At 69.7% G+C, this 21,695-nt stretch carries 23 protein-coding genes and 1 tRNA gene; 10 read left to right on the forward strand and 14 right to left on the reverse strand.

All coding sequences use genetic code 11. The annotated features are described in order from the left end of the window. The first annotated feature begins 110 nt into the window (after window positions 1-110). The 6 genes from ACFVWU_RS23080 to ACFVWU_RS23105 all read left to right on the forward strand — a co-directional run bounded on the left by ACFVWU_RS23080 (window position 111) and on the right by ACFVWU_RS23105 (window position 4,954). On the forward strand, window positions 111-464 hold the full coding sequence (locus ACFVWU_RS23080) for a transglycosylase family protein (RefSeq protein ID WP_387624002.1): 354 nt from the start codon (window positions 111-113) through the stop codon (window positions 462-464). Between the two features lie 44 nt (window positions 465-508). Further along, window positions 509-1,198, forward strand: coding sequence for an alpha-ketoglutarate-dependent dioxygenase AlkB family protein (locus tag ACFVWU_RS23085; protein ID WP_387624069.1), 690 nt, complete (start codon window positions 509-511; stop codon window positions 1,196-1,198). Between the two features lie 199 nt (window positions 1,199-1,397). Then, window positions 1,398-2,258: an acyl-CoA thioesterase gene (locus ACFVWU_RS23090; protein WP_387624004.1), complete on the forward strand. Its 861-nt coding sequence runs from the start codon at window positions 1,398-1,400 to the stop codon at window positions 2,256-2,258. 216 nt (window positions 2,259-2,474) lie between these two features. Next, window positions 2,475-3,263, forward strand: coding sequence for a DUF1684 domain-containing protein (locus ACFVWU_RS23095; RefSeq protein WP_387624006.1), 789 nt, complete (start codon window positions 2,475-2,477; stop codon window positions 3,261-3,263). Window positions 3,264-3,501: 238 nt separating this feature from the next. Then, window positions 3,502-4,746 (forward strand): MFS transporter, encoded by a 1,245-nt coding sequence (locus tag ACFVWU_RS23100; RefSeq protein WP_387624009.1) that lies wholly within the window; start codon window positions 3,502-3,504, stop codon window positions 4,744-4,746. Window positions 4,747-4,880: 134 nt separating this feature from the next. Further along, window positions 4,881-4,954, forward strand: a tRNA-Pro gene (locus tag ACFVWU_RS23105). A 115-nt stretch (window positions 4,955-5,069) separates the two neighbouring features. On the opposite strand, the gene ACFVWU_RS23110 is transcribed toward ACFVWU_RS23105, so the two are convergent. Beyond that, entirely contained in the window at window positions 5,070-6,269 is a 1,200-nt protein-coding gene (locus tag ACFVWU_RS23110; RefSeq protein WP_387624012.1) for a tyrosine-type recombinase/integrase, read from the reverse strand. Between the two features lie 10 nt (window positions 6,270-6,279). Next, complete coding sequence (locus ACFVWU_RS23115) at window positions 6,280-6,939, reverse strand: helix-turn-helix domain-containing protein (RefSeq protein WP_387624014.1); 660 nt, start codon at window positions 6,937-6,939, stop codon at window positions 6,280-6,282. A gap of 93 nt (window positions 6,940-7,032) precedes the next feature. On the opposite strand from ACFVWU_RS23115, the gene ACFVWU_RS23120 reads away from it, so the two are divergent. Further along, window positions 7,033-7,314: a helix-turn-helix transcriptional regulator gene (locus tag ACFVWU_RS23120; RefSeq protein WP_387624017.1), complete on the forward strand. Its 282-nt coding sequence runs from the start codon at window positions 7,033-7,035 to the stop codon at window positions 7,312-7,314. Window positions 7,315-7,480: 166 nt separating this feature from the next. Next, on the forward strand, window positions 7,481-7,657 hold the full coding sequence (locus ACFVWU_RS23125) for a hypothetical protein (protein WP_387624020.1): 177 nt from the start codon (window positions 7,481-7,483) through the stop codon (window positions 7,655-7,657). On the opposite strand, the gene ACFVWU_RS23130 is transcribed toward ACFVWU_RS23125, so the two are convergent. Continuing rightward, window positions 7,638-8,453: a phytanoyl-CoA dioxygenase family protein gene (locus ACFVWU_RS23130; protein WP_387624023.1), complete on the reverse strand. Its 816-nt coding sequence runs from the start codon at window positions 8,451-8,453 to the stop codon at window positions 7,638-7,640. The two genes, ACFVWU_RS23125 and ACFVWU_RS23130, sit on opposite strands and share 20 nt — an antisense overlap. 189 nt (window positions 8,454-8,642) lie before the next feature. Here ACFVWU_RS23130 and ACFVWU_RS23135 point away from each other — a divergent pair, with 189 nt between their 5' ends. Both ACFVWU_RS23135 and ACFVWU_RS23140 read left to right on the forward strand, forming a co-directional pair. Then, the gene (locus ACFVWU_RS23135) at window positions 8,643-9,929 is read left to right on the forward strand and encodes a serine/threonine-protein kinase (protein WP_387624026.1); all 1,287 of its coding nucleotides are present in this window, start codon (window positions 8,643-8,645) and stop codon (window positions 9,927-9,929) included. Continuing rightward, window positions 9,926-10,456: a hypothetical protein gene (locus ACFVWU_RS23140; RefSeq protein WP_387624028.1), complete on the forward strand. Its 531-nt coding sequence runs from the start codon at window positions 9,926-9,928 to the stop codon at window positions 10,454-10,456. The genes ACFVWU_RS23135 and ACFVWU_RS23140 overlap by 4 nt, the downstream gene beginning before the upstream one ends. Before the next feature lie 276 nt (window positions 10,457-10,732). Here ACFVWU_RS23140 and ACFVWU_RS23145 read toward each other — a convergent pair whose 3' ends face one another. The 11 genes from ACFVWU_RS23145 to ACFVWU_RS23195 all read right to left on the reverse strand — a co-directional run bounded on the left by ACFVWU_RS23145 (window position 10,733) and on the right by ACFVWU_RS23195 (window position 21,382). Then, window positions 10,733-12,466, reverse strand: a complete 1,734-nt coding sequence (locus ACFVWU_RS23145) for a hypothetical protein (RefSeq protein ID WP_387624031.1) — start codon at window positions 12,464-12,466, stop codon at window positions 10,733-10,735. A 109-nt stretch (window positions 12,467-12,575) separates the two neighbouring features. Then, complete coding sequence (locus tag ACFVWU_RS23150; RefSeq protein WP_387624033.1) at window positions 12,576-13,679, reverse strand: hypothetical protein; 1,104 nt, start codon at window positions 13,677-13,679, stop codon at window positions 12,576-12,578. Between the two features lie 283 nt (window positions 13,680-13,962). Next, a complete protein-coding gene (locus ACFVWU_RS23155; protein ID WP_387624036.1) occupies window positions 13,963-14,703 on the reverse strand; it encodes a hypothetical protein in 741 nt (246 codons plus the stop codon). 8 nt (window positions 14,704-14,711) lie between these two features. After that, window positions 14,712-15,383, reverse strand: a complete 672-nt coding sequence (locus tag ACFVWU_RS23160) for a 2'-5' RNA ligase family protein (protein ID WP_387624039.1) — start codon at window positions 15,381-15,383, stop codon at window positions 14,712-14,714. After that, window positions 15,380-16,336 carry an endonuclease/exonuclease/phosphatase family protein gene (locus ACFVWU_RS23165; protein ID WP_387624041.1) on the reverse strand — a complete coding sequence of 319 codons (957 nt, stop codon included), beginning with the start codon at window positions 16,334-16,336 and terminating at the stop codon, window positions 15,380-15,382. Before ACFVWU_RS23165 ends, ACFVWU_RS23160 begins: the two co-directional genes overlap by 4 nt. A 25-nt stretch (window positions 16,337-16,361) precedes the next feature. Continuing rightward, complete coding sequence (locus ACFVWU_RS23170; RefSeq protein WP_387624044.1) at window positions 16,362-18,377, reverse strand: ABC transporter ATP-binding protein; 2,016 nt, start codon at window positions 18,375-18,377, stop codon at window positions 16,362-16,364. A 23-nt stretch (window positions 18,378-18,400) separates the two neighbouring features. Next, window positions 18,401-18,868 carry an NUDIX domain-containing protein gene (locus ACFVWU_RS23175; protein WP_387624046.1) on the reverse strand — a complete coding sequence of 156 codons (468 nt, stop codon included), beginning with the start codon at window positions 18,866-18,868 and terminating at the stop codon, window positions 18,401-18,403. A gap of 418 nt (window positions 18,869-19,286) precedes the next feature. After that, window positions 19,287-19,775 (reverse strand): NUDIX domain-containing protein, encoded by a 489-nt coding sequence (locus tag ACFVWU_RS23180; protein WP_387624049.1) that lies wholly within the window; start codon window positions 19,773-19,775, stop codon window positions 19,287-19,289. 50 nt (window positions 19,776-19,825) lie between these two features. Further along, window positions 19,826-20,305 carry a GNAT family N-acetyltransferase gene (locus tag ACFVWU_RS23185; protein ID WP_387624052.1) on the reverse strand — a complete coding sequence of 160 codons (480 nt, stop codon included), beginning with the start codon at window positions 20,303-20,305 and terminating at the stop codon, window positions 19,826-19,828. 52 nt (window positions 20,306-20,357) lie between these two features. Continuing rightward, the gene (locus ACFVWU_RS23190; RefSeq protein WP_387624055.1) at window positions 20,358-20,945 is read right to left on the reverse strand and encodes a kinase; all 588 of its coding nucleotides are present in this window, start codon (window positions 20,943-20,945) and stop codon (window positions 20,358-20,360) included. Further along, window positions 20,942-21,382, reverse strand: a complete 441-nt coding sequence (locus tag ACFVWU_RS23195; protein ID WP_387624058.1) for an NUDIX domain-containing protein — start codon at window positions 21,380-21,382, stop codon at window positions 20,942-20,944. Before ACFVWU_RS23195 ends, ACFVWU_RS23190 begins: the two co-directional genes overlap by 4 nt. Between the last annotated feature and the right edge of the window lie 313 nt (window positions 21,383-21,695).

Below are 21,695 nucleotides of genomic sequence, written 5' to 3' on the forward strand. Positions count from 1 at the left end.
GCGGCCGTCGGCGTTTTCGGCGTGTCGGGGTGGGTGGGGGTACGGGCTGTCCAGGGTCGGCTGTCGTGCCGGAATCGTCTGACGAGCGGGTTGGGGGAGTCGGGGTACGGGTGGGGGTCGCCGTCGCGGTGGTGATGGTCGTCGCCGTGGCGGTGGTGATGGTCGTCGTCTCGGGCGGTCTCCGGGCCGGTGCGGCCATGCGGGTCGCCGACCTGGTGTGGGACGGGCTCGCCGAGTGCGAGAGCGGCGGCAACTGGCAGGCGAACACCGGCAACGGCTTCTACGGCGGGCCGCAGATCCGGCCCTCCACCTGGGAGGAGTCCGGGGCCCTGCACTTCGCGGACCGGCCCGCCCGCGCGAGCCGGCGGGAGCAGACGACGGTCGGGGAGGAGATCCTGCGGCAGCAGGGGTGGGAGGCCTGGCCGTCCCGCGCGGGGGAGTTGGGGTTGATCGGCGGGGCGTAGGCGGGTGGGCTGCCGGCCGGGTGGTGGGGGAGGATGGTGGGGTGATCCAGGGTGAGCTGTTCGGCGACCTGCCCGGGGGCTCCGCCGCCCGGGAGCGCGTCGAGCCCGCGCCCGGGGCCGTGCTCCTGCCCGGCTGGCTGGACCCCGAAGCGCAGCTGCGCCTGATCGCCTCCTGCCGGGAGTGGGCGCGCCCGCCGGCCGGGCTGCACGCGGTGCGGATGCCGACGGGAGGGGTGATGTCGGTGCGGATGGTCAGCCTCGGCTGGCACTGGTATCCGTACGGGTACGCGCGGGTCGCCGAGGACGGTGCGCCGGTCAAGCCGTTCCCGCCGTTGCTCGGGGACCTGGCCCGGCGGGCGGTGGCGGACGCGTACGGGGAGCGGGTCGGCGAGATCGCGGGAGCGGCGGCGTACGAGCCGGACATCGCGATCGTCAACCACTACCCGCACGGCGCGAAGATGGGCCTCCACCAGGACCGCGACGAGCGGACGGGCGCGCCCGTGGTCTCGCTCTCGCTCGGCGACGGCTGCGTGTTCAGGCTCGGGAACACCGAGACCAGGACTCGGCCGTGGACGGATCTGGAGCTGCGCAGCGGGGACCTGCTGGTGTTCGGCGGGCCGGTCCGGTTCGCGTACCACGGGGTGGTGCGGACGCTCCCCGGGACGGCGGATCCGGGGCTGGGGATGGTCGGGCGGCTCAACGTCACGGTGCGGGAGTCGGGATTGGCGGGGTAGGCGGCGGCCGTGAGGTGTTCTGGTGCGAGGCATCCGCATCGTGAGGTGTCCGTTGCGAGGTGTCCGTCATCTGTGCGCATGATCGATTACTCGTTCGAGTGAATTGGTCGTTCGAGCCCGGTGCGCGGGAATGACCCGGGTCGCCGGAGAATTCGATTGAGCTGGAGAATCGATCGAAGTCCTGAGAGGGAGCGCGCGCATGGGTACCCCCGTTGACGACCTTGTGGATCTGCTCGACCTGGAGCAGATAGAGCTGAACATCTTCCGCGGGCGCAGCCCCGAGGAGGCGCTGCAGCGCACCTTCGGCGGCCAGGTCGCCGGACAGGCGCTGGTCGCGGCAGGACGCACGGTGGAGGGCGGGCGTCCCGTCCACTCGCTGCACGCGTACTTCCTGCGCCCCGGGGTGCCCGGCGTGCCGATCGTCTACCAGGTCGACCGCATCCGCGACGGCCGCTCCTTCACCACCCGTCGGGTGCTCGCCATCCAGGGCGGCCGGTCGATCTTCGCGCTCACCGCCGACTTCCACAGACCGGAGGAGGGCGGCATCGAGCACCAGTACCCGATGCCGGCGGTCCCCGCCCCCGAGGAGCTGCCCAGCGCCCTGGAGGAGGTCGGCTCCCGGCTCGGCGAGCTGCCCCCGTTCATCAGCCGCCACCAGCCCTTCGACATCCGCTACGTCGACCGGCTTCGCTGGAGCAAGGAGGAGCTGGCGGGCGTCGAGGCGCGCAGCGGCGTGTGGCTGCGCACCAACGGTCCGCTGCCGGACGACCCGCTGATCCACGTCTGTGCCCTCACCTACGCCAGTGACATGACGCTGCTGGACGCGGTCCGCGCCCCCGTCGAGCCGCTGTGGGGCACCCGGCACTTCGACATGGCCTCGCTGGACCACGCGATGTGGTTCCACCAGCCGTTCCGGACCGATGACTGGCTGCTCTACCAGCAGGAGTCCCCGATAGCCCACGGCGCGCGCGGCCTCGCGCGCGGACAGATCTTCGACCGGAACGGACAGCTGGTGGTGTCGGTGGTGCAGGAGGGCCTGTTCCGCCCGCTGAACGGCTGAGCTTCGGGTGTTGCCGCCGTATTGCGCCCTCCATGCAGTCCCATGCAGTCCCTTTGCAGTCTTCTTGCAGTCTTCTTGCGATATCGGCGGCTTCCCGGGAGCGGGGAATGATCCGGCCCGGCGGGCGGTGTTGTGGAGGATGAGGTTGTCGAGGATGACCGAGACGGACGGCTCGAACGGCGGGCCGCCCGCAGACCGGACCGGGAGGGTTGACCGATGACGGCGACAGCAGCGGAGGACTGGAAGCACTGGAGCGACAGTCGGGCGGCATCGGTGAGCGCGCCGCACGGCCAGCTCGCACTTACCGGCACGCACTGGCTGGAGCCCCGGCCTGCCGAGCTCCCGGGCCTGCCCGGGCACTGGTGGGCCGACGCCGAGGGCGTCCGGGTGCGGGCGGCTGCGGCCGACGGCATCAGCGTCGCGGGCGCGAACGGGCCGGTGGACGGCGAGGTGCTGCTGCGCCCGGACACCGACCGGGCCGCCGACACCGCCGTCCTCGGCGACCTGCTGCTCGTCCCGATCGAGCGGGAGGGCGAGCTCGCCCTGCGGGTGTTCGACCCGGCCGCGCCCGGCCGGGCCGCCTTCGCGGGCATCTCCGCGTACCCGTACGCCCCCGAGTGGGCCGTACCCGCCGTCTACACCCCCTTCGACGACGAGACGCAGTCGGTCGTCGTCCCGAACGCGGACGGCAAGGACCGCCCGCTGGCCGTCACCGGCAAGATCGAGTTCACCGTGGCCGGCGAGCACCGCACGCTGACCGTCAGCCGTTCCGGCAAGCGCCTCAGCGGCGTCATCGCAGACGCGACCAGCGGCGTCGACACCTACCGCTTCCGCTTCATCGCCCTGCCGGCGCCGGACGCGGAGGGCCGCACCGTTCTGGACTTCAACCGGGCCTACCTGCCGCCCTGCGCCTTCGCGGACCACTTCATCTGCCCGTTCCCGCCGCCGGGCAACCGGCTGGACTTCGCGGTGGAGGCGGGGGAGAAGCAGGTGCTGACGCGGTAGTCCGGCGGGGGTTCGGCGGCGCGGGGCGCGGGGTGCGGGGCGCGGGGTCGACCCGGTGTGGAGTGGGTGAGGGACGGGGCGGAGCATGGGGGCTGTGTCGACCAATCATCCTGCCAATTCAGCCACCGATCCCGCTCCGCCCTCCGAACCCGCTCCATCGTCCGATCCCGCCTCGCCCTCCGCCCCCGTTCCGTCAGCCGATTCCGTTCCGTCGTCCGGACCGGCCTCTGAGGTGGTCGTGGGGCCCGCGCCCTGGTACCGACGGGCCTTCGCCGATCTCAGTCCGCTGCGCGACCACGCCGACTACCGCCGGGTCTGGTTCGGGCAGGTGGTGTCCTCCATAGGCCAGCAGATGACGGCCGTGGCCGTCTCCGTCCAGATCTACGCCATGACCGGCTCGGCCTTCGCGACCGGCCTGGTCGGGCTGTTCTCCTTCGTCCCGCTGGTCGCCTTCGGCCTGTACGGCGGCGCGATCGCCGACACCGTCGACCGGCGCAAGCTGGGCCTGATCGGCTCGGCCGGCCTCGCCGCCGTCTCCGCCGTCCTCGCCGTCCAGGCCATCGCCGGGCTCGGCCTGGTCGCCGTCCTCTACGCGGCCGTCGCCGTCCAGGCCGGGTTCTTCGCGCTCAGCTCGCCCGCCCGCTCCGCGATGATCCCCCGGCTGGTCCCCAGCCACCAGCTCCCGGCGGCCAACGCCCTGGCCACCGTCAGCATGAACCTCGGCATGACCGTCGGTCCGATGCTCGGTGGCGTCCTGATCGGCGCCTACGGAGCCCAGGCCGCCTACCTGGTCGACACCGCCGCCTTCACCGGCACCCTCTACGCGATGTGGCGCCTGCCCGCCATGCGACCGCTCGGCGAACGCAAGGGCCGCGCCTCCGTCCTCGACGGGCTGCGCTTCCTGCGCGAGCAACCCAACCTGCGCACCAGCTTCCTCGCCGACCTGGCCGCGATGATCTTCGGTCTGCCGCGCGCCCTCTTCCCGGCGATCGCCGTCACCTTCTACGGCGGCGACGCCCGCACCGTTGGCCTGCTGGTCGCCGCCCCGGCCGTCGGCGCCCTGATCGGCGCACTGTTCTCCGGCTGGGTCAGCCGGGTCCACCGCCAGGGCGCCGCGGTCCTCGCCGCCGTCTCCGCCTGGGGCCTCGCCATCGCCGCCTTCGGCGCCCTCCACAACCTCTGGCTCGGTCTCCTGCTGCTTGCCGTGGCCGGCTGCGCGGACACCATCAGCATGATCTTCCGCAACACGATGATGCAGGTCGCCGCCCCCGACGAGATGCGCGGCCGCCTCCAGGGCATCTTCACCGTCGTCGTCGCCGGCGGTCCCCGCCTCGGCGACTTCGAGTCCGGCGCCGTCGCCGCCCTCACCAGTCCCGCCACCTCCGTGATCACCGGCGGCCTCGCCTGCGCCGCCGCCGTCCTCCTCCTCGCCGCCCGCCGCCCCGCCTTCCTCACCTACGACGCCCGCCACCCGACCCCCTGACCCACCCACCCCAAACCTGGCAGCGAGCACCCCCCGACGTGCTGTATTGTTTTCCACGTCGCCGGGAAACCGGAGACAAGGTCGAAAAGCCACCCGGCTGAGCCCCCCAGGCTCCGCCGCACGGCACGAGACCACGGGACGTGGCGCAGCTTGGTAGCGCACTTGACTGGGGGTCAAGGGGTCGCAGGTTCAAATCCTGTCGTCCCGACTGGAGTTCGCTCCATTGTCGCAGGTCAGGGCCTTGTTTCACGAGAGTGGAGCGGGGCCCTTGATCGTTTTCAGGGCCTGCCTCTCACAACTTCTCACATCGGTAATGATCATGGTCAGCCGAGCAGCTCGCCGAGCTTCTCCGAACCCGCCTTGAGGCTCTGCGGGTCGGGGTGCACGTAGACCCGCTTCGTGAAGCTGAGGTCCGAGTGACCGGCCCAGGCGGAGACCACGGTGTCCGGGACGCCGTTGTTGGCCATCCAGGAGAGCGTGGCGTGGCGGGCGTCGTAGAGGCGAACCTTGCGAACGCCGGCGGTCTCCATGAGCTTGTACGCCTCGCGCCGGAGCTTGTCCGTCTTGAGCGGGTTTCCCAGCTCGTCCACGAGAACATATCCGGTGTCGTTGTAGGCGGTTCCGGCCGAGAGTTTCTCCGCCGCCTGGATCGCCTTGAAATTCTTCAGGGCCTTGAGGGCGGGTGCCGGCAGGGGGAGAGTGCGCTTTCCGGCTTCGGTTTTGGTGTCCTTCTCGACGACCTTGTTGCGCGATCCCTTCTCCAGTGTGCGGTCGTAGACGATGGTGCGGGTGTTCTGGACGGCGATCGTGCCGCTTGCATGGAGGTCGACGTCCTCGTCCCAGCGCGCGCCGCAGACTTCGGCGGGGCGTTCGGCGATGAGCGCCAGCATCATTGCGGCGTAGAGGCGGTGACCCTTGATGGCGCTGAGGAACGCCTTGACCTCGGCCTCGTGCCACGGGATGTTGTTGGGCTTGTTCGCCTCCGCCTTCTTCTTGGCCTCGCGTGAGATCGTGACGTGCTGGGCGACGTTGCGCACCACCAGGCCGCGGCGTGCGGCGAGGTTCAGCGCGGCGCGCAGGCGGCCCAGGGCCAGCCGCACGCTCCTGACGCCGAGTCCGGTGCCGGGCCGCCCGCCGCGACGACGACCGCTCGTCAGCATCCAGTCCACGAGGGCCTCGATGTCGTCCTCGGTGAGGCTCTGGAGTTCCTTGTGGCCGCTGTGCGCGCGCACCGGCACCATCGCGCTCTCGTAGTTGGATGCGGTCCCTTCCTCGACGTCGCGCGTCGCGCTCTTGAGCCAGATGTCCAGAAGGTCGTTCAGCGTCATCTTGCTCGGGGCCACGAACGAGCCGGTGCCGAGCTCGTGACGTATGCGGGAAAGCTCGGCCATCGCCTCCTTCTTGGTCTTGAAGGTCCGAGTGAGCTGCTTGCGCTTGCCCTCGGCGGTGACGCCGATGTCAACGACCAGGCGGTAGCGGACGCTGCCGTCCTTGTGGACGATCTTGCGTATGGGTTCCTTCACGTAGCTTCCTTCATTCTCTGTCTTCTGTGCGTACTGCGTCCTCGGCCTGATCGACGGCCGAGAGATCGTCGGGGAGCACGGGCGGGACGAGACCCCGCTCACGCATCCGCTTCCGGAAGGAGGCCAGCTCCTTGCGGTCAGCGTCCGCGTACTCCTCATAACCAGCGGCCAGCTCCAGAAGAGCGGCTTTGCGGTCCGGGGCCGGTGTGGTGCTCGCGGCCCGGCGCCGCTCTGTTGCCAGTGCTGCGGATGCTCTGGCGGCGGCGGCGAGGTCGGCGTGCGCCCGGAAGGTGTCCAGCACGTCGCGAGCGCTCCCCGGTGGCGCCGGATCTGCGGCCGGTGTCTCCCCGGTGAACCAGGCAAGTGCATCCCAGGTGGGGACCTCCTGGCCGGGCAGAACCTCGACGGTCTCGGCGGAACCTAGAGGGAACAGCAGGGTGATCGGTGGCACCCCGAGCACGTCTGCGAGGACAGCGAAGTCGGTGAGCGTGATGGTGCTCCGGCGTCCTGATTCCAGGTTCTTGATCGTCTGATCGGTGATCTCCGGCAGGCCGCGAGCGGCACAGCCGTCCGCGACCGCCGACATCGTGAGGCCGGCCGCCTTCCGGGCCTCGCGCATGGACTGTGCTACCCGGGTGGTGAAGGTCGTCGACCAAAGCTCTGGGGTCATGGAAGCACTTTACGATCAGAAAAAGTGCCGCCGCAACTCCGTGATACAAACTGACGGCATCACCGCAGCACGTCTAGCGATCAGGAGAGCATCATGACGGCACCCACCTCTGACGGCATGAGCGCGCCCGAACTGCTCGCCCTTCCGGTGGCGATCGACCTCGACACGGCCAACCGGGCGCTGAGGATCGGCCGGTCCACCGGGTATGCGCTCGCGAAGGCAGGCGAGTACCCCGTCCGCGTCCTGCGACTCGGTAGTGCCTACCGCGTTGTGACCTCGGACCTGCTGGCGCTACTCGGCGTCACGGGTTACGGCGGGGCGGTCGAGGGTCACGGGGCCTTCGGAGCGGGAGAGGCACACAAGTTGTGTGCATAGAGGGCTCATCCTGGCCGCCCATGCGAGTGGCGGCCAGGATGAATGCGGCAATCAGTTGGGGTCTGAGCGCCGGGTCGACCGCGGAACCTTCGCGTACCCACAAGATCGCCGCCAGGACGTGCCGGCCGTTCCCCGCTCGCCCGGATCGTGACTGCATGGTCACCGCATGATGGACGAGGTGGCCGGCCTGCAGCTGTCCTACAGCTGCAGCGGCCCGCGCCAACTCGGACCGGACACGAAGGCGTTCGTGAGCGACGTGCGTGAGACCCTGCTGTCCCTCGAGCCGTCGGGCGTGTTCGAGGAGCGGGTCCACACGGAGGCGATCACCGCCCGTCGTCCGTGACGACGCCGAGGCCGGGCTCGGGGGCTGCTTTAGCGAACTCCAGCAACGGCTCGGTGACCGCTTCGCGCCAGCGCTCGCGGTGGCCGTCGGTCCGCAGTCGGAAGTACACGGTCTCGCGCCGTTCGTCGGTGGCGGAGCCGAAATGGCCGCCGATGTTGTGGGCGAGCAGGTAGTGGACGAGGACCAGGCTTCCGGCCGGACCGATGACTTGAACCGGGGCTGGAAGTTCCACGGGCGGGTAGGGCGCGGCGTCGCGTAGTGCGTCCGCCCCTTGCTCGCGTAGCCAGGCGCCGGTACGCAGGTGGGTGCCGGGCCAAACCCACAGGTTGCCGCAGTCGTGCTGCCTCTGGTCGGTCAGCAGCAGGCCAGCCAGGACGGTGAAAGTGCCCGGCCGGCCGTCATCCTCGGTGGGTGTAAGGCCGTCGATGTGCGGGGCACCGGGGTGGTGCGGGTGTGGAGGCAGGGTGAACGCCAGCTGAGCGACCTCGGGTGCCGGGAGGCAGACCCCGGCGCGCAAGAACAGGCGAACGGTGTCGGCGACGTGGCTGTCCTCGTAGAGGGCTTGCAGCTCGGTGTCGCTGACGAGGGCTGGCCACAGGAAGTACGGGCCGGTGCGGTCGGGCGCGGGCGGCTGGGCCGCCAAGTGCCGACTTAGCAGCGAGCGCCAGCGGGTCACCTGCTCATACGTGAGGACATCGGGCAGCACACAGTATCCGTCGCGACGAAAGATGCTGGCAGCAAAGGGAGTTGTTGTCTCCATCGGGTCATGGAAGCGGCAGTGGGTCTGGGTGAGCAACGGGATTTCCGCTGAGTTGGCCCTACAGTCCGGCGGGTCACATGAGGGTGACCGCGCTGGTACGCCAATGCCAGGGCTGATCAACTAGTAGAAGCGCACGCTGGGTGCCAGCCAGAGGCTCTGGGCCGACTTCTGTGGCCTGTGTGCTTGACGCTGGGTCGGATAGTCTCAGCAGCGAGAGGGGGGATGGTGAGCGACGACGACGTAATCGCTGGGCGGTACGAGCTACTGCGGCCCATCTCGGCAGGGATTGCCCAGGTCTGGGTTGCCCAAGACCGGGCGCTCGATAGAAGAGTTGTGCTCAAGTTGCTGGTGGAGCGCGAAGCGTCCTCCGCATTGTCTGATCGTTTCAAGCGTGAGGCGGAGGTGATGCTGAGGTTGCGTCACCTCCGTATTCCGGAAATCTATGACTCCGGAGCGGGGGTCAACCGGCTCGGCAAGCGGGTCTACTACATCGCAATGGAGAGCATTAAAGGGGCGCCGATCAATGACCTGATCGACCGCCTTGGAAACCTGCCCGCCCACCAGGCTGCCGCGCTTGCGGACTCGATTGCGGAGATTCTTCAGGGCGTTCATTCCGCAGGTTTTGTGCATCGCGACATTAAGCCGAGCAATGTGCTGCTGGACGACTCGGGGCTCGCCACTCTGATTGATTTTGGGCTCGCCTACAGCGTGGGGAAGCCTGTCCAACTTGCAGAAGTTGGCGAGGGAATCACGGGAAGCCCTCTTTATATGGCGCCTGAGCAGGTTTCCGATATTCCCGTCGAATTCAGTGCCGATGTCTATTCCCTTGGCGTGGTCCTGTATGAGCTGCTGACGGGGAGGGTTCCATTCGGAGCCGATGGATCGGTATACGAGATTCTTCGGAAAAAGGTCACGGAAATCCCTGAGCATCCCTCCGATCTCCGGCCGGAGGTGCCAGAAGGTCTGGCTGCTCTCGTAATGGCAATGCTGGATCGGCATCCGAAGGACAGGCCGGAGCTGGCGGAAGTGAGAGAGCTCCTGAAGCCGTTTCTCCCGGCGCATGGGTGGATTCCCGCCAAACCCCTGGCCTGGGACAGCGGTGGACTGGAGGGCTGGAGATCAGAGCCAGCGGTTCATCTCCCTGTGGCGGAGACCACGCTGGTTGGCAGCCGGGCGCGAACTGGTGCCAGCTACGGCTCTTGGGCAGGGGAAAGCTCAATCTCCGGAACGCGCGACGGCACCGCCGAGAGATGGGGCGATCGGAGTGCTCTCCGGGAGCTCCGGTACCGGGCATCCCTTCTGTGGCAGGGGAAGCGGCAGAATATTCGTGATGCGAGTGATTTGGATGAGGCTCGCGCCGGCTTCATGGGCGAAGGTGAGGATATTGAGGCTGCGCATGACAATATTGATAGTGCTCTTGGTCGATTGTTTATGCGCTTGGGGCCCCCGCCTGAACCGGCAAGCGGTGATTTTGTCAACCTAGGATCCGACGGGGGAGGGGCGCGGAGATGACAGGCTCGGCCGAAAACCAGCCGCCAGAGGACCTAATGGTCAGCGCTGGTCTCGATATTGCCGCCAAATGGGGGGAGGTGCTGGGTCCTGAGAAGCTGGAACTGGCTTTGAAGGCCTTGGAGCCTCAGCTCAAGCGTGAGCATGAGGCGCGCATGAGGAGGCTGGATGACATTCGCGCCCGGGAGGAAAGGCAGGCTGCTGCGGCAGACTCAGAAGCCAAGCGTGTTGCGGCGGCGGAAAAGGTGAAGGCAGAAATCGGACTGCGGGATGCAGACCGAAGGAGGAGTCATATTTACCGGATGAGCGGTTTGATTTCCGGTGTGGTGCTATCGCTTTCACTATTGATTTCCGCTGTTGCCGTTGCTCCTGCTCAGCCTTGGTTGGCCGCGGCACTCTCAGGGCCGAGCCTTCTCGCTCTGGCCAAAATATTTGTGCTCCGTCGCAGTGATCCGTCAGATATGCAGGAATCCGGCCGTATTGCTCGAAGGGCGGCTGCGAGCGCGGATCAACTACCGCCTGCGCCGTGAGCTGATGGAGGGCACCGCTTTGGCGGGGCCCTCCCTCCTGGAATCAGGCCGAACCTCCGCTCTTGTCGGCCCCAGCCCTCGGTAGCGGTGCGGTTTCAGATCGCCGTCCTCAGTGGCGACTGCGAACGGGCGGCAGCCGTGGAGACAAGCTGAGAGCCCGCGTAGGGCATGCGCACAAGCTATGCGCGTGGCCAGCTGGGAACGCGCTCGCCACTGTGTACTGGTGGCGAGTCCTCGCTCGGTCGGTGCCGGTGTTCGGGTTGCTGCTGAGCGGGGCTACTTCCGCTTGCGCTTGGTGGTCTTCTTCGGTTGGTTGCGTACTACCCCGTCGCGGGGGCGGGGCTTGGGGGTTCGGTGCGGGGTGCCGGCGGCGGCCTGGAGGATGGCGATCAGCCGGCCGTGCAGAGCGCGCCGTTGGTCCGGGGTGGTGGAGGCGGCAGGGATTTCCAGGAGGTGCTGCTTGATGACGGCGAGGATGTCCTGCTCCCACACGGCCCGCTCCTGCGGGTCGCGAGGCAGCGGGTAGCCCTCGCCGTACAGGTCGTCCAGGAACGCGAGCGCCTCCTCGTCGCTGATGCTCGTGATCCGCTCGCGCGCCGGCACCCGCAGCGCGGCAGCTTCGTCCTGGCGGATGTGCTCGATCAGCTTCAGGCGCACGGTCTCACGGGATGCGGCGACCCGGCGGTCCATGCCGAGGAAGGCGGCAGTCGCGGTGAACGCCAGGAACCCGGCCTCGCCGTCGAGGTCGGAGTCATTGAAGTTGGCCGCGTCGCCAGCGTGGCGCAGGACCGCGAGCCGGGCGACGGCCTCCTGCCGGTGCTGCGCGGGAGCGTGCTGCTCGACCAGCTGCGCGGCGCCGTCGGCGACGGCCCAGTTCGCGATGTGCTGGCCGTTGATTGCGGCGACATCGAAGAAGGTGTTCGCCAGCTGCATGGCGGTCTTGGCGGCGTGCTGGTAGCGGGGCAGCGGGTAAGGCTGGCGGCCCGGCTCGTCGTCCCAGGTGCCGATCCGGTCGACGATCGCGGCGAGCGTGTCCGGGTCGCCGTCGATGTAGGCGAGCACGGCGCGGTTGGTCAGTCCGCCCATCCGGCCCATGCGCTCGACCATCTGCGGCGGCATCAGGTCCAGGAACTCCTCCCCCGGGAGGCCTTGCGCGGGACCTTCACCACGGGCAGCGCGGCGTGCCGCCCGCTCGCGCGGCACGTTCCACCGTGCGGAGAGCATCGCGGCCAGTTCCATGAGCAGGATGGAGGTCGTCGCGTCGTCGTGCCGCGCGAACTCGGCCTCCAGCTGCTGGAGCTGGCGGGCGTGGCCGTGAACGGCCGCTTCGACCGCGCGGTTCACCAGTCCGGTCGGGAAGCCCGGCTCGGGGTGCTCGTAGGGAGGGTCGAGCGGGAGGGTGAGCAGCGAGGGCGCGACCTGCACCCAGGTGCGCCACAGGTCGCCCGCGTGCCCGGCATCGGCCAGCTCCTGCATCCGGGCGTTCGCCAGACGGTCGCCCCCTTGAGCGGCGAACGCGCAGACCACCCAAGCAGCGGCCTCCACCCAACCGCCTTGCTCCTCGCCCGCGACAGCGCGGTGACGCTCCACCATGGCGGCCAGGTCGTCCACCGAGCCCGCGAGGTGGAGGGCAGCCGGAATCCAGGTGGTGGCCCATTGGCCGATCAGCCATGCCCGGCCCTCCTGGTCGAGCCGGCGGGCGCACAGGGAAGCGGTGTCCTCGAGGTCGGCGGCGGTGCCCTTGAGAGCCGCCGAGACGAGCACCTGTCCCTCGCGCACCCACGCCGAGTCGGCCTCCGCCTCGGGTGCCTTAGTGAACTGCCGCTCAGGCGGGGCAATGACGGACGCGACCTGGGCCCAGGCCGCCAGTACCGCGGTCGTGCGCTCGGTGTCGGCGGTCACTTCCGCCCACCTGGCCATCCACTCGTCGCCGAGGTCCAGCCGCTCGTCGGCCACCGCCTGCTCGGCCAGAGTGCGCGCCTCCGCGAACCGGGAGTCCGTGATCAGCATGGCGCCGCCCCCTACATGTGTGGATCACGAACAGTCCGCCGTGATTCCGGTGATGATGATGCCCGGACCCAGCGTTCCAGGGCGGGGCACGCCGTGGCAAGGCGAGTCGTCAGCCCAGCTCAGCGCGCACTTGCGCGAGGATCGACGGTACGTCGCCCCGGTCCAATGCCAGGTAGTGGCGGGGATCGTCGTTCACATGGGTGCGGACCTCGATGTGGAAAAGCTCCACCGGATCACGGTCGTCCTCGAACTCGTAGACGTGGCAGGTGACCTGCCAGGACAGCCGCTCCGGCGCCGGGCTGGCCTGCCGCTCCAACGAGACCACGTAGTGCCCATCGGCTACGGCGAGCACCTCGCGCAGCCGCTCGGGCAACACAGCGGGGTTGGCCACCCGGCCGAGCAGCGCCTCCAACTCCTCGGCGCACGACGGGCGGGGAGGGAGCGTGGTGTCCCGCGGCAGGTACTTCTTGGTTCGCTTCGGCCGTTGGGGCCAGCGCACGTCGTCGCACTGCCGCAGGTCGTCGGCCCAGATCCGCTGGTCACCGTCGACGTTGTCAAGGTCGACCTCGTACCCGATGGGGCCCTCGGTGATCTGCTGATCGTCGTCGAGGGCCCACGCCAGCACCATTACGTACCCGCGGTTCCTCTTCCACTCCCCGCCGGTGATCTCCACCCGGTCGAACCGGCGAAGCGCCTTGACCTCCTTGGCGATGTGCGCCTGCACGGCGTTGGCCGCGTCATCGGCGCACAGCTCAAGTGCCGGGTCCGGCGACATCACGGCGAAGTTGCGGCTCATCCCGCCCCACAACGGCTCCCGCGCCCGCCCATCCGCCAGGGCCGGCACACTGCCGTCCCAACCCAGGGGCTCCCACGTGCGGGTCAGCCACCGCCACCGCTGTGCCACCGGATCGGCCGGGCCGGTCAGCTCGGCCAGCGGGAACAGATCATGGCCGGCAGCGGGCAGCGCCTCCTCGGCCAGCGCCGCCACCCGGCGGTCGTCCCACACGTGCCAGAGCACCCGCCGCCACTGGACGTCCCCCACCGGAACGCCGTCACGCAGGTGCAATGCGTAGAGCACCACGGCGATGATGTCCCGCGCGGCGACATGGTTCCAGTTGTTCTCGTCCATCCCGCCGTACTCGTACGAGGCCACCAGCGGCGTGGCCCTGCGCACGGCCTCGTCCCAGGCACCGGCGGCCGGTGTCAGCGGCATCTCTCGTTGCTCCTTCCGTACGCGCCGACGGGGCGCTCGGTCCGTGGGGAGCCGGCTCCCGTCCCTCGGCAGGGCGGGACTGGGTGTGGCGCACCACGACCGCTGTTGCCGGACGTGCTGTCGCGGCCGGGACGACCCGAGCCGCCGCAGCCGTGGGCTACCACACCCTGATCGCCGATCAGCATAGGACGATCGGGCCGCCGCGCTCGGTTGTCCGTGGAAACGTGTGGGAGGCGGTGGGCTCAGGGCCCGCCCAAAGCGGACGGGCCCGGCGACCGGCTGGTCAGCGAGCCCCGAGCGGGGAGCCGGCGTCGGCAGGATTGCCCGGAAGCTCGATGGTCGTCACCGGCTCCCAGGACAGCTCCCAGGCGCTCTCGCCGAGGGGCCGGGGACGCTGCTGGAATCGGACGTCGAGCAGGTGGACGCTGGTGAAGCGGACGGGGACGTGGCTGGGCGAGATCCGCCGAAGTGCCCTCTGCAGAGCGTCCGAGGAGGCCTCGGCCCAGGCGTAGCCGAGCGAGATGTGGTGCCGCCCACCGTCGTGAAGCAGCGCGCCGGCCCCGCGGACCTCGCGGATCGCGTCGCGGACCCGCTCTCGCAAGTCGACCAGGCCCTCGTCCGGCGACATGTCCAGGAACGCGCCGGCCCGGTTGGCGATCGGAGAGCCGACCACTACCTCCAGCGGCCCGACGGTGGCGAGGTGCTTGCGCAGCGCGGCGAGAAGCTCGTCGCGTTCCGGAGCCGTGATCTTGTCGGAGGTGGTGTCGGCGACCATCTCGATGGTGCAGTGCAGCGTGTCGTCGCTCAGCGCGGTGATCGGGAACGGACGCATCGCCTCGCGACACTCGCCCACCAGGCTGGCCAGCGGCAGGTCGGTCGTCAGGTCCGGAACGGCGTAGACGTGCAGGATGCGGGCACCGTCGGGCCAGGGCGTGCCCTGGAACTTCGGGACGAACTTCTCCACGGTCTCCTCTTCCTTGCGTAGGTGGTCGTGGTGCCGCGCCGCGATGGCGGTGCGGCCCACTCCAGCTGTCAGGACTGGCCGACGTGCAGTTGGTGGACGCGCTCGAAGCTGTAGCGCGCGGAGGCGGGGTGCTGGCGCTCCCACACCAGCCACACACTGGAGACGGTGGCGCTGGTACGGACGCCCGGTCGGATCCGTCGGCCGAAGTCGGAGGCGAGCCGGTCGGAACGGGCGGCCAGCTCGGGGGTGTCGGTGTCCTGGACACCGTAGCCGCATGACATGTGGCACCAGAAGTTCTCTTCCGGGGGCGGTAGTTGCAGGCCGGCCACGGTGAGGCCGGCGCGCACGCGCCGGTAGAGCTCGGCCGGTCCCTGCTCGGGCCAGATCTCGACGATGCCGGCGGAGCCGGAAGCCCGGGCGGGACCGATCTCGACGGTGAACGGCTCCAGGCTGGCCAGTTCCTTCTGGACCGCGACGGCGGCGGTTTTGAGCGCGTCGTCGTCCACGCGAGTGCCGTCGGCGAGTTGCGGGTTGATCTTCTGGATCGTCATGTGGAGGTCCTCCTCGGCGATCGAGGAGATGACGTCCGGGTACTGGGAGGTGATCTCCCGCAGCCGGGCGAAGTAGTCGAGGACCTGCGGCTGGTCCTGCGGAAGCCACAGAACGTGGGGGCGGATCCAGTCTTCGTCCGGGCCGTCCGCGCGTCCCCAGAAGCGGGATTCGGACATGAACTGTCTCATCGGGAGGTCTCCTTGCTGCTCGCCTTGCTCGGGTCGATGTCGACGTACACCGGTCGGTGGTCGGCCGCCTCTTCGCTGGCCTTGGTCACGTGAACGCGGTAGCGGACCAGGGCTGGGGCGACGGGGCGGGTGGCGAGGACGAGGTCAATGCGACGCTCGCCCCAGGGGTCGGGATCGCCCTGGCCGTCGGCCCAGTGGCCGACGGTGGGCCGCCACGGCGCGTTCAAGTAGGCCGCCGAGTCCACCAGGTAGTCGTTCCTCAGCAGCGCCTCGGTCTGCCGGCGGTCGGCCATGTTCGTCGCCCCGACCGTCTCCGGCAGGCACTGATACTCCAGGTCGTCGTGGACCTGCCCGGTGTAGGGCTCGGCGTCGTAGAAGCGCCTCGCTCCACCGGAGTCCGGTATCCGGGCGGCGGAGACGGCGTTGTAGTCACCAGCGGCGATACCCGGCCGGGGGCCTCCGGTGCGACGGAAGACGCTCTTGAGCCGCAGCGCCTCGCCGAAGCGGCCGTCGGGGCGGATCGGATCGCCGTGGTAGCTGGCGACGAGGAACGGCTCTACGCCGCCGATGTCGAACTGCAGGGTGGTGAGGCCGTGCCAGAAGTCCGGTGCCCCGTACGCGCGGAAGGAGCGCTTGACCGGTGCGACGGTCGCCGGATTCCACAGGATCGCGGTGTACCAGGGTCGGTGGACGTTGGTGGCCATCGCGACGCCGGCCGTCCCGCCGTGGGGGAGCGCGACGGACAGGCCGCACTCGGCCGCGAGGTCGAGCAGGATCCCGGCGGCTGCGCGGTCCCAGCCGGTGGAGTCCGCCACGTCGTCGACCAGGACCTCCTGGACGGTGAGGATGTCGGCGTTCAGCTCCCGGATCGCCGTGACCAGGGACTGCCCCCGAGGAGTCGGGAGCGCGCCTCGGTGAAGCCTGTGGGTGTTGACGTTCGCTATGCGGATCACGTGGTCCTCCTCGGCTCGGGGGCGGTCAGGATGCGCCGGTCGGTGTGTCGGCGGGTGCGCCTTGATGCGGGACGGTGGTGCTGTACTGGTCGGCCTGCAGCAGGTACGCCTCGCTGTAGTGGCCTTGCCGGGCCATCAGCTCCTCGTGGGCGCCGCTTTCGACGAGGCGGCCGTGGTGGAGGACGTGGATGTGGTCGGCGCGGGCGGTGGCTGCGAGGCGGTGGGTGATCAGGACGACGCTCACGCCGCGGTCGGTCAGGCTGCGGAGCTTTTCGAAGACGGCGATCTCGGTCTTGGCGTCCATCGCGGAGGTCGGCTCGTCGACGATCACCAGGTGCGGCAGGCGGCCGTCGGGTCCGGGGTTGGCGACCCGGTGGAACAGCCGTGCCAGGGCAACCTTCTGCCACTGCCCACCGGAGAGCTGCACCCCGCCCTCGAATCCCTTCGCGAGCAGGGCGCTCCAGCCCTTCGGCTGCTCGTCGAGGACCGGGTGGAGGTCGGCGTACTGCGCCGCGGTGTCCAGCTGTTCGCGGGTCCATGGCACGTCGGGGCGGCCGAGGCCGACGTTGGCCTCGGCGGTGAAGGTGTAGCGCTGGAAGTTCTGGGCGAGCAGGGCGATTCCGCCGTACAGCTGGGTGCGGTCGCCGGTGGCGGTGTCGGCGCCGTCCCACAGGATCCGGCCGCGATGGGGGAGGTAGCCGCCGCACAGCAGCGTGGCCAGGGTGCTCTTCCCGGAGCCGTTCTCGCCGACCAGGGCGACGACTTCGCCGCGGCGGATGGTGAGGCTGACGCCGTCCAGGGCTGGGGTGTCGCGGCCGTTGTAGGTGAACGTGACGTTCTCGACGCGGATTTCGGATGGGCGCTCGGGCAGGTCGGTGCCGCCGGTGGGGATCGCCCGGTGGTGGCCCTGGCGGCGCAGTTTGTCGAGGTCGGCGACGAAGAGGCTGTCCTCGTAGAGATCGTTGACGTGGCCGACGAGGCCGCTGATGGAGGCGGAACCGGTCCGGATGGCGAGGACGGCGGTGCCGGCGACGGCGAGCGGCATCGAGCCGCCGAGGACGAGCCAGCCGAGAACGGTGAACGCGGCCGTGGTGGCGAGCCCGGTGAGAGTGGCGGTGAGGAGGTCGGTGCGTGCCCTCGCGCGGGCCAGGCGACCCTGTTCCTGTTCGGCGGCGCGCGCCATCTGCTCGTAGTGGCCGAGGAGGAAGGGGCCGCAGCCGTGGACGCGAAGCTCGGCGGCCGACCACGGACGGATCAGCATGTCCGCGAGCAGGGTGCTCGCGCGGGAGTGCTGGATCATGGCGCGGGTGGAGGCGTAGCGGCGCCGGGCAGTGCGCACGGCTCCCCAGCCGCGTGGTGCGGCGATGAGCAGCAACATCGGCAGGAGGGCGGGGTGGAGAACGGACAGGACGCCGGCGGCGGAGGTCAGGGAGAAGACGGCGGTCAGCAGGGCGGTGGCGCGGCCGACGATGTGCTGCAGGGACATGGCGCCCCATCGGGCACTGTCGACCTCGGCCAGGTACTCGGGATCCTCGATGGCCTCCAGCTCGGCGCCGGCGACGATGCCGAGAAAATCGACGGTGGCCTGCCGGAAGACCGCCGGCTCCAGACGGCCGGAGGCCCAGTGGGAGGCGGTGGACAACAGCGCCGACAGCGCGGTGATCACGCCGACCGTGATGATCGCAGGAAGCGCGGCGTGCAGGACAGCGGAAACCTCACCGGGCACGAGCAGTCGGGCGAGCGCCCGGTTGGTCGCGATCAGGGCCAGGGCGGCGGCCACGCCGCGCAGCAGCTCGGCGCCGACGAGGGTGACCATCGCGGTGCGGTCCGCACTCCAGGCCATCCGGCCGGCCAGGGCGACGAAACGCGGCATCTGCCGGGCGATGGACCAGAACGACAGCCCGGCGCCCGCGAGTTCGTGCCGCGCCCAGCCGTAGTCGTAGCGCATCGGCCCGCCGAACAACAGCTGCTCACTGTCGGAGACCGGTGGGTCGGCCGCCTTCGCGGCGGCGGTCGTGGTGCTGTCGGTGGGGGCGGTCACGGCGCTCCTTCGTGTGGTCCGGGTCAGTTGGTGGCCGGGGCCGGCTGGGGCCAGTCGAGGGTGAGGAAGCGGGGGCCATTGGTGAGGTAGGCGTCCAGGAGCGTTGCGGTGCTGGGGAACATCGGCTTGGGCAGGGCGCGGGCGGACGACCAGACGACGCCGAGGTGCTTGTCCGGCTCGCGGTTGACCAGCTCGCCGGTCCAGCGTTCGGCGGTGAACAGGAACAGGACGTACTCGCCGTTGCCGTCCCAGCCCCGGGCGGCGTGCAGGACGTGGTCGAGCCGAAGGTCGGCCGGCTCCACGACGAGGCCGGTCTCCTCGTACAGCTCGCGCGCCGCCGCACGGTCGGCGCTCTCGCTCGGGTCGACCTTGCCACCGGGTAGCGTCCACGCCGGGGTCGGGTGCCAGCTGCGCGGACCGTAGTACACGGTGGCGATCCGGTCGGCACGCTGGTCGTGGAGCAGGACGCTGACGGAGAGCCTGCTGGTCATCACCACAATGAACTCTCTTTCAGGGAAGAGCGGTTGCCGCGCGGTCGTGCTGTATGTCGAGCACGCGCTCGGCGTCATCGAGGGCCGGGCGCGCAGGGCCGGAGAGGGGGGATCCTGGCAGGGGGACAATCCGGGCGCCGCGGATTGCCCCGTAAACCACCCGATGGTGAACGTCACCTTGCCGCTGGCCATCTCGTGCCGCGCCCAGCCGTGCTCGCTGTCCGGCACCGGGTCCGTCGAGGTCTTGGGTGCGTTGGTCACATACTCCCTTTCGTGGAGGCGGAACGCGGTGGTCGGGCGGCAGTGCCGTCAGGGTTCGGCGTAGCCGCAGGGCGACCGGTGCGGACCGGGCGGGGAGGAGCCGGCAGGCAGCGTCCGCGCGGGCGCACTCGCCCGGCATGGTGCTGGCGGGCACCAGTCACGTCTCGACGAGCTGCCGTTGTCCGGAGGCGGGGTCGAATCCGTGGGTGGAGAACGCGGGTCCGCCGGCGAGGTACGCCTCCACCGCAGCCTTGGAGGTCGGGAACATCGGGCTGGGCAGGATGTCGGCGGCGGGGTGCCAGCGCACCTCCAAGTGCTTGTCCGGCTCGACGTTGACCAGCTCGCCCGTAAACTCGGTGGTGGCGAAGACGAAGAGTACGAACCCGCCGCGCCCGTCCCAGCCATCCTTGGCCTGGATGGTGTGCACCAGGCGCAGGTCGGACGGCCGGGCGACGAGCCCGGCCTCCTCACGCAGCTCCCGGGCGGCAGCATCGGGGATCTCCTCCCCAGGGTCGACCTTCCCGCCGGGGATCGTCCACGCGGGCCCCGGGGTCCAACTGCGCTGGGCGTAGTGGACGGTGGCGATCTGGTCGGTGTCCAGGTCGTGGGCGATGACGCAGACCGACAGCCTGCTCGTCTCGTGCATCAGGGTGCTCCTTGTTGAAGTGGGAGGGCGTGAGGGCGGAGTCGCGGAGGTTAGCCGGTCCGTCCCGGTGATGTGGAGTGCAGCGCCATGAAGCCGTCAACGGGCTCGAAGCCGAGGCTGCGGTAGAGCGGGGCGCCGGCGTCGGTGGCGCGCAGTTCGATGGAACAGCCGCGTTTCTTGATCGCGGCGACCAGGGCGCTGGTGACCGCGCGGGCGAGCCCCTGGCGACGGTGGCCGGGGTCCGTGACGACCGTGTGGATCCTGGCCCACTGCCCGGTCGGGTACGTGGGGCCGCAGTAGCCGCGGTAGACGATGCCGACCGCACAGGCGGCGAGGCTGCCGCCGGGGCCGTCGGCGACGTAGGCGAGCAGGTTGGGATCGTTGCCCAGGCGCTCGAGCATGTCGTCGCGGAAGGTCGTTCGCCACTGGTCGGTGACCGGTTCGCCGGTCAGCACGGCAACGCGCAGCCGAAGCAACTCGTCGGCGTCCTGCGGCGTGGCAGGGCGAACACGCGGATCGGGTACGGACACTCCGGTTCTCCTTTCAACACGTCGAGCGGACAAGACGGTTGAGCAGCTGCTTCTAGTTGTCGCGCGCGGGCAACTCCGAGAGCGCGGTGTCGCGCATGATGCGGTCGACCGTGTCGCGGAGGGTGCTGTCGCTGCCGATGACGGTCTCGATTCCGCCGGGTAGAAGGTCGTGCTCGCGGTACCAGTCGCGCAGTTCCCGCTCGGTGACGGCCGCCGCCAGGTACTCGGGATCGGTTTTCGAGGCGTGGCGGACCAGCGTCTCGTCGATCGGGATGTCGAGGTAGTAGCAGCGGGTGACGCCGCGATGGTCGCCCACCAGGCGTTGGAGCATCTCGCCGTAGTGATCGGCGTACAGGATGCCCTCGATGACGACGTGGTAGCCGGTACCCAGCGCGTACCGGGCCACGGTGTCGATCAGGCCGATGTTCGCGCCCCCGGGCCGGTCCCGCTCGCGCAGCACGATCTGGCGGAGATTGTCCTGCGCGACCACGGCCAGGCCCCGGCCGAACCGGTCCCGGACGCCCGCCGCCACCGAAGACTTGCCCGACGCCGAGTTTCCCCGGACGACCACGAGCCGGGTCTCCGCGCTCCCCGCAGGCGTCCTGGCCGCCGGGGGCTCCGGGTGGGTCGTGGTGCTCATGCCGGCCATCCGACGACGGACAGCAGGCGGCCGGCGGTGATCTGCGCGAGCGCGTCGGCGGTGTAGCCGACGATCGGCTCCGGAAGGTCGTCCAGTGGCCAGAAACGGAGGGCGGCGCACTTGCCCGGTTCGCGGTTGGTGATCTTGCCGGTGTACGCGCGCGGGGCGAAGAACAGCTGGAGGCGTCCGGCACCGTCGTCGGCGTCGAGGTGGTGGAGGGTGTGCACGAGGTCGAGGTCCTCCTCCCGGATGGTGATGCCGAGTTCCTCGTCGGCCTCGCGGGCCATGCCGGCCAGGACGGACTCTCCCGCTTCGAGGTGCCCGGCCGGAGCGTGCCAGCGATGGGCGGCGAAGGTGGTGTTGGCGCGCTGTCCGAGCAGCACCCGGCCGTTCTCGATCAGGACCAGGTGCACTCCCACAACCAGTGTGTGCGGCACGGGACGGCTCCTTCCAGGGGGTGAGGGAACCAGCGCGGGGAGCGCGGCAGGTTCAGGGCATGGCAAAGCTTCGATCAAACTGGTGATCGTTCGTCGTACGTGAGTGCGCAGGTAGGTGTCCCACCGTAGGCGGCTCGGCGGGGCCGCGTCGGCGTGTCGCGGCAGAAGCCACACGATCCGGTGAACCGCCCCAACTCGTCATACTGGTAGGGCGGTTGCTAGGGAACGTATTCGGTCGTGATCAATCTGCGTGATTTACCTTCGTGGCGGGTCCTGATCCGGTAGACCGTGGTGTGTGACGCGAGCGCAACTG

Source organism: Kitasatospora sp. NPDC058190, from assembly GCF_042883685.1.
In the GTDB taxonomy this organism is placed as follows: Bacteria; Actinomycetota; Actinomycetes; order Streptomycetales; family Streptomycetaceae; genus Kitasatospora.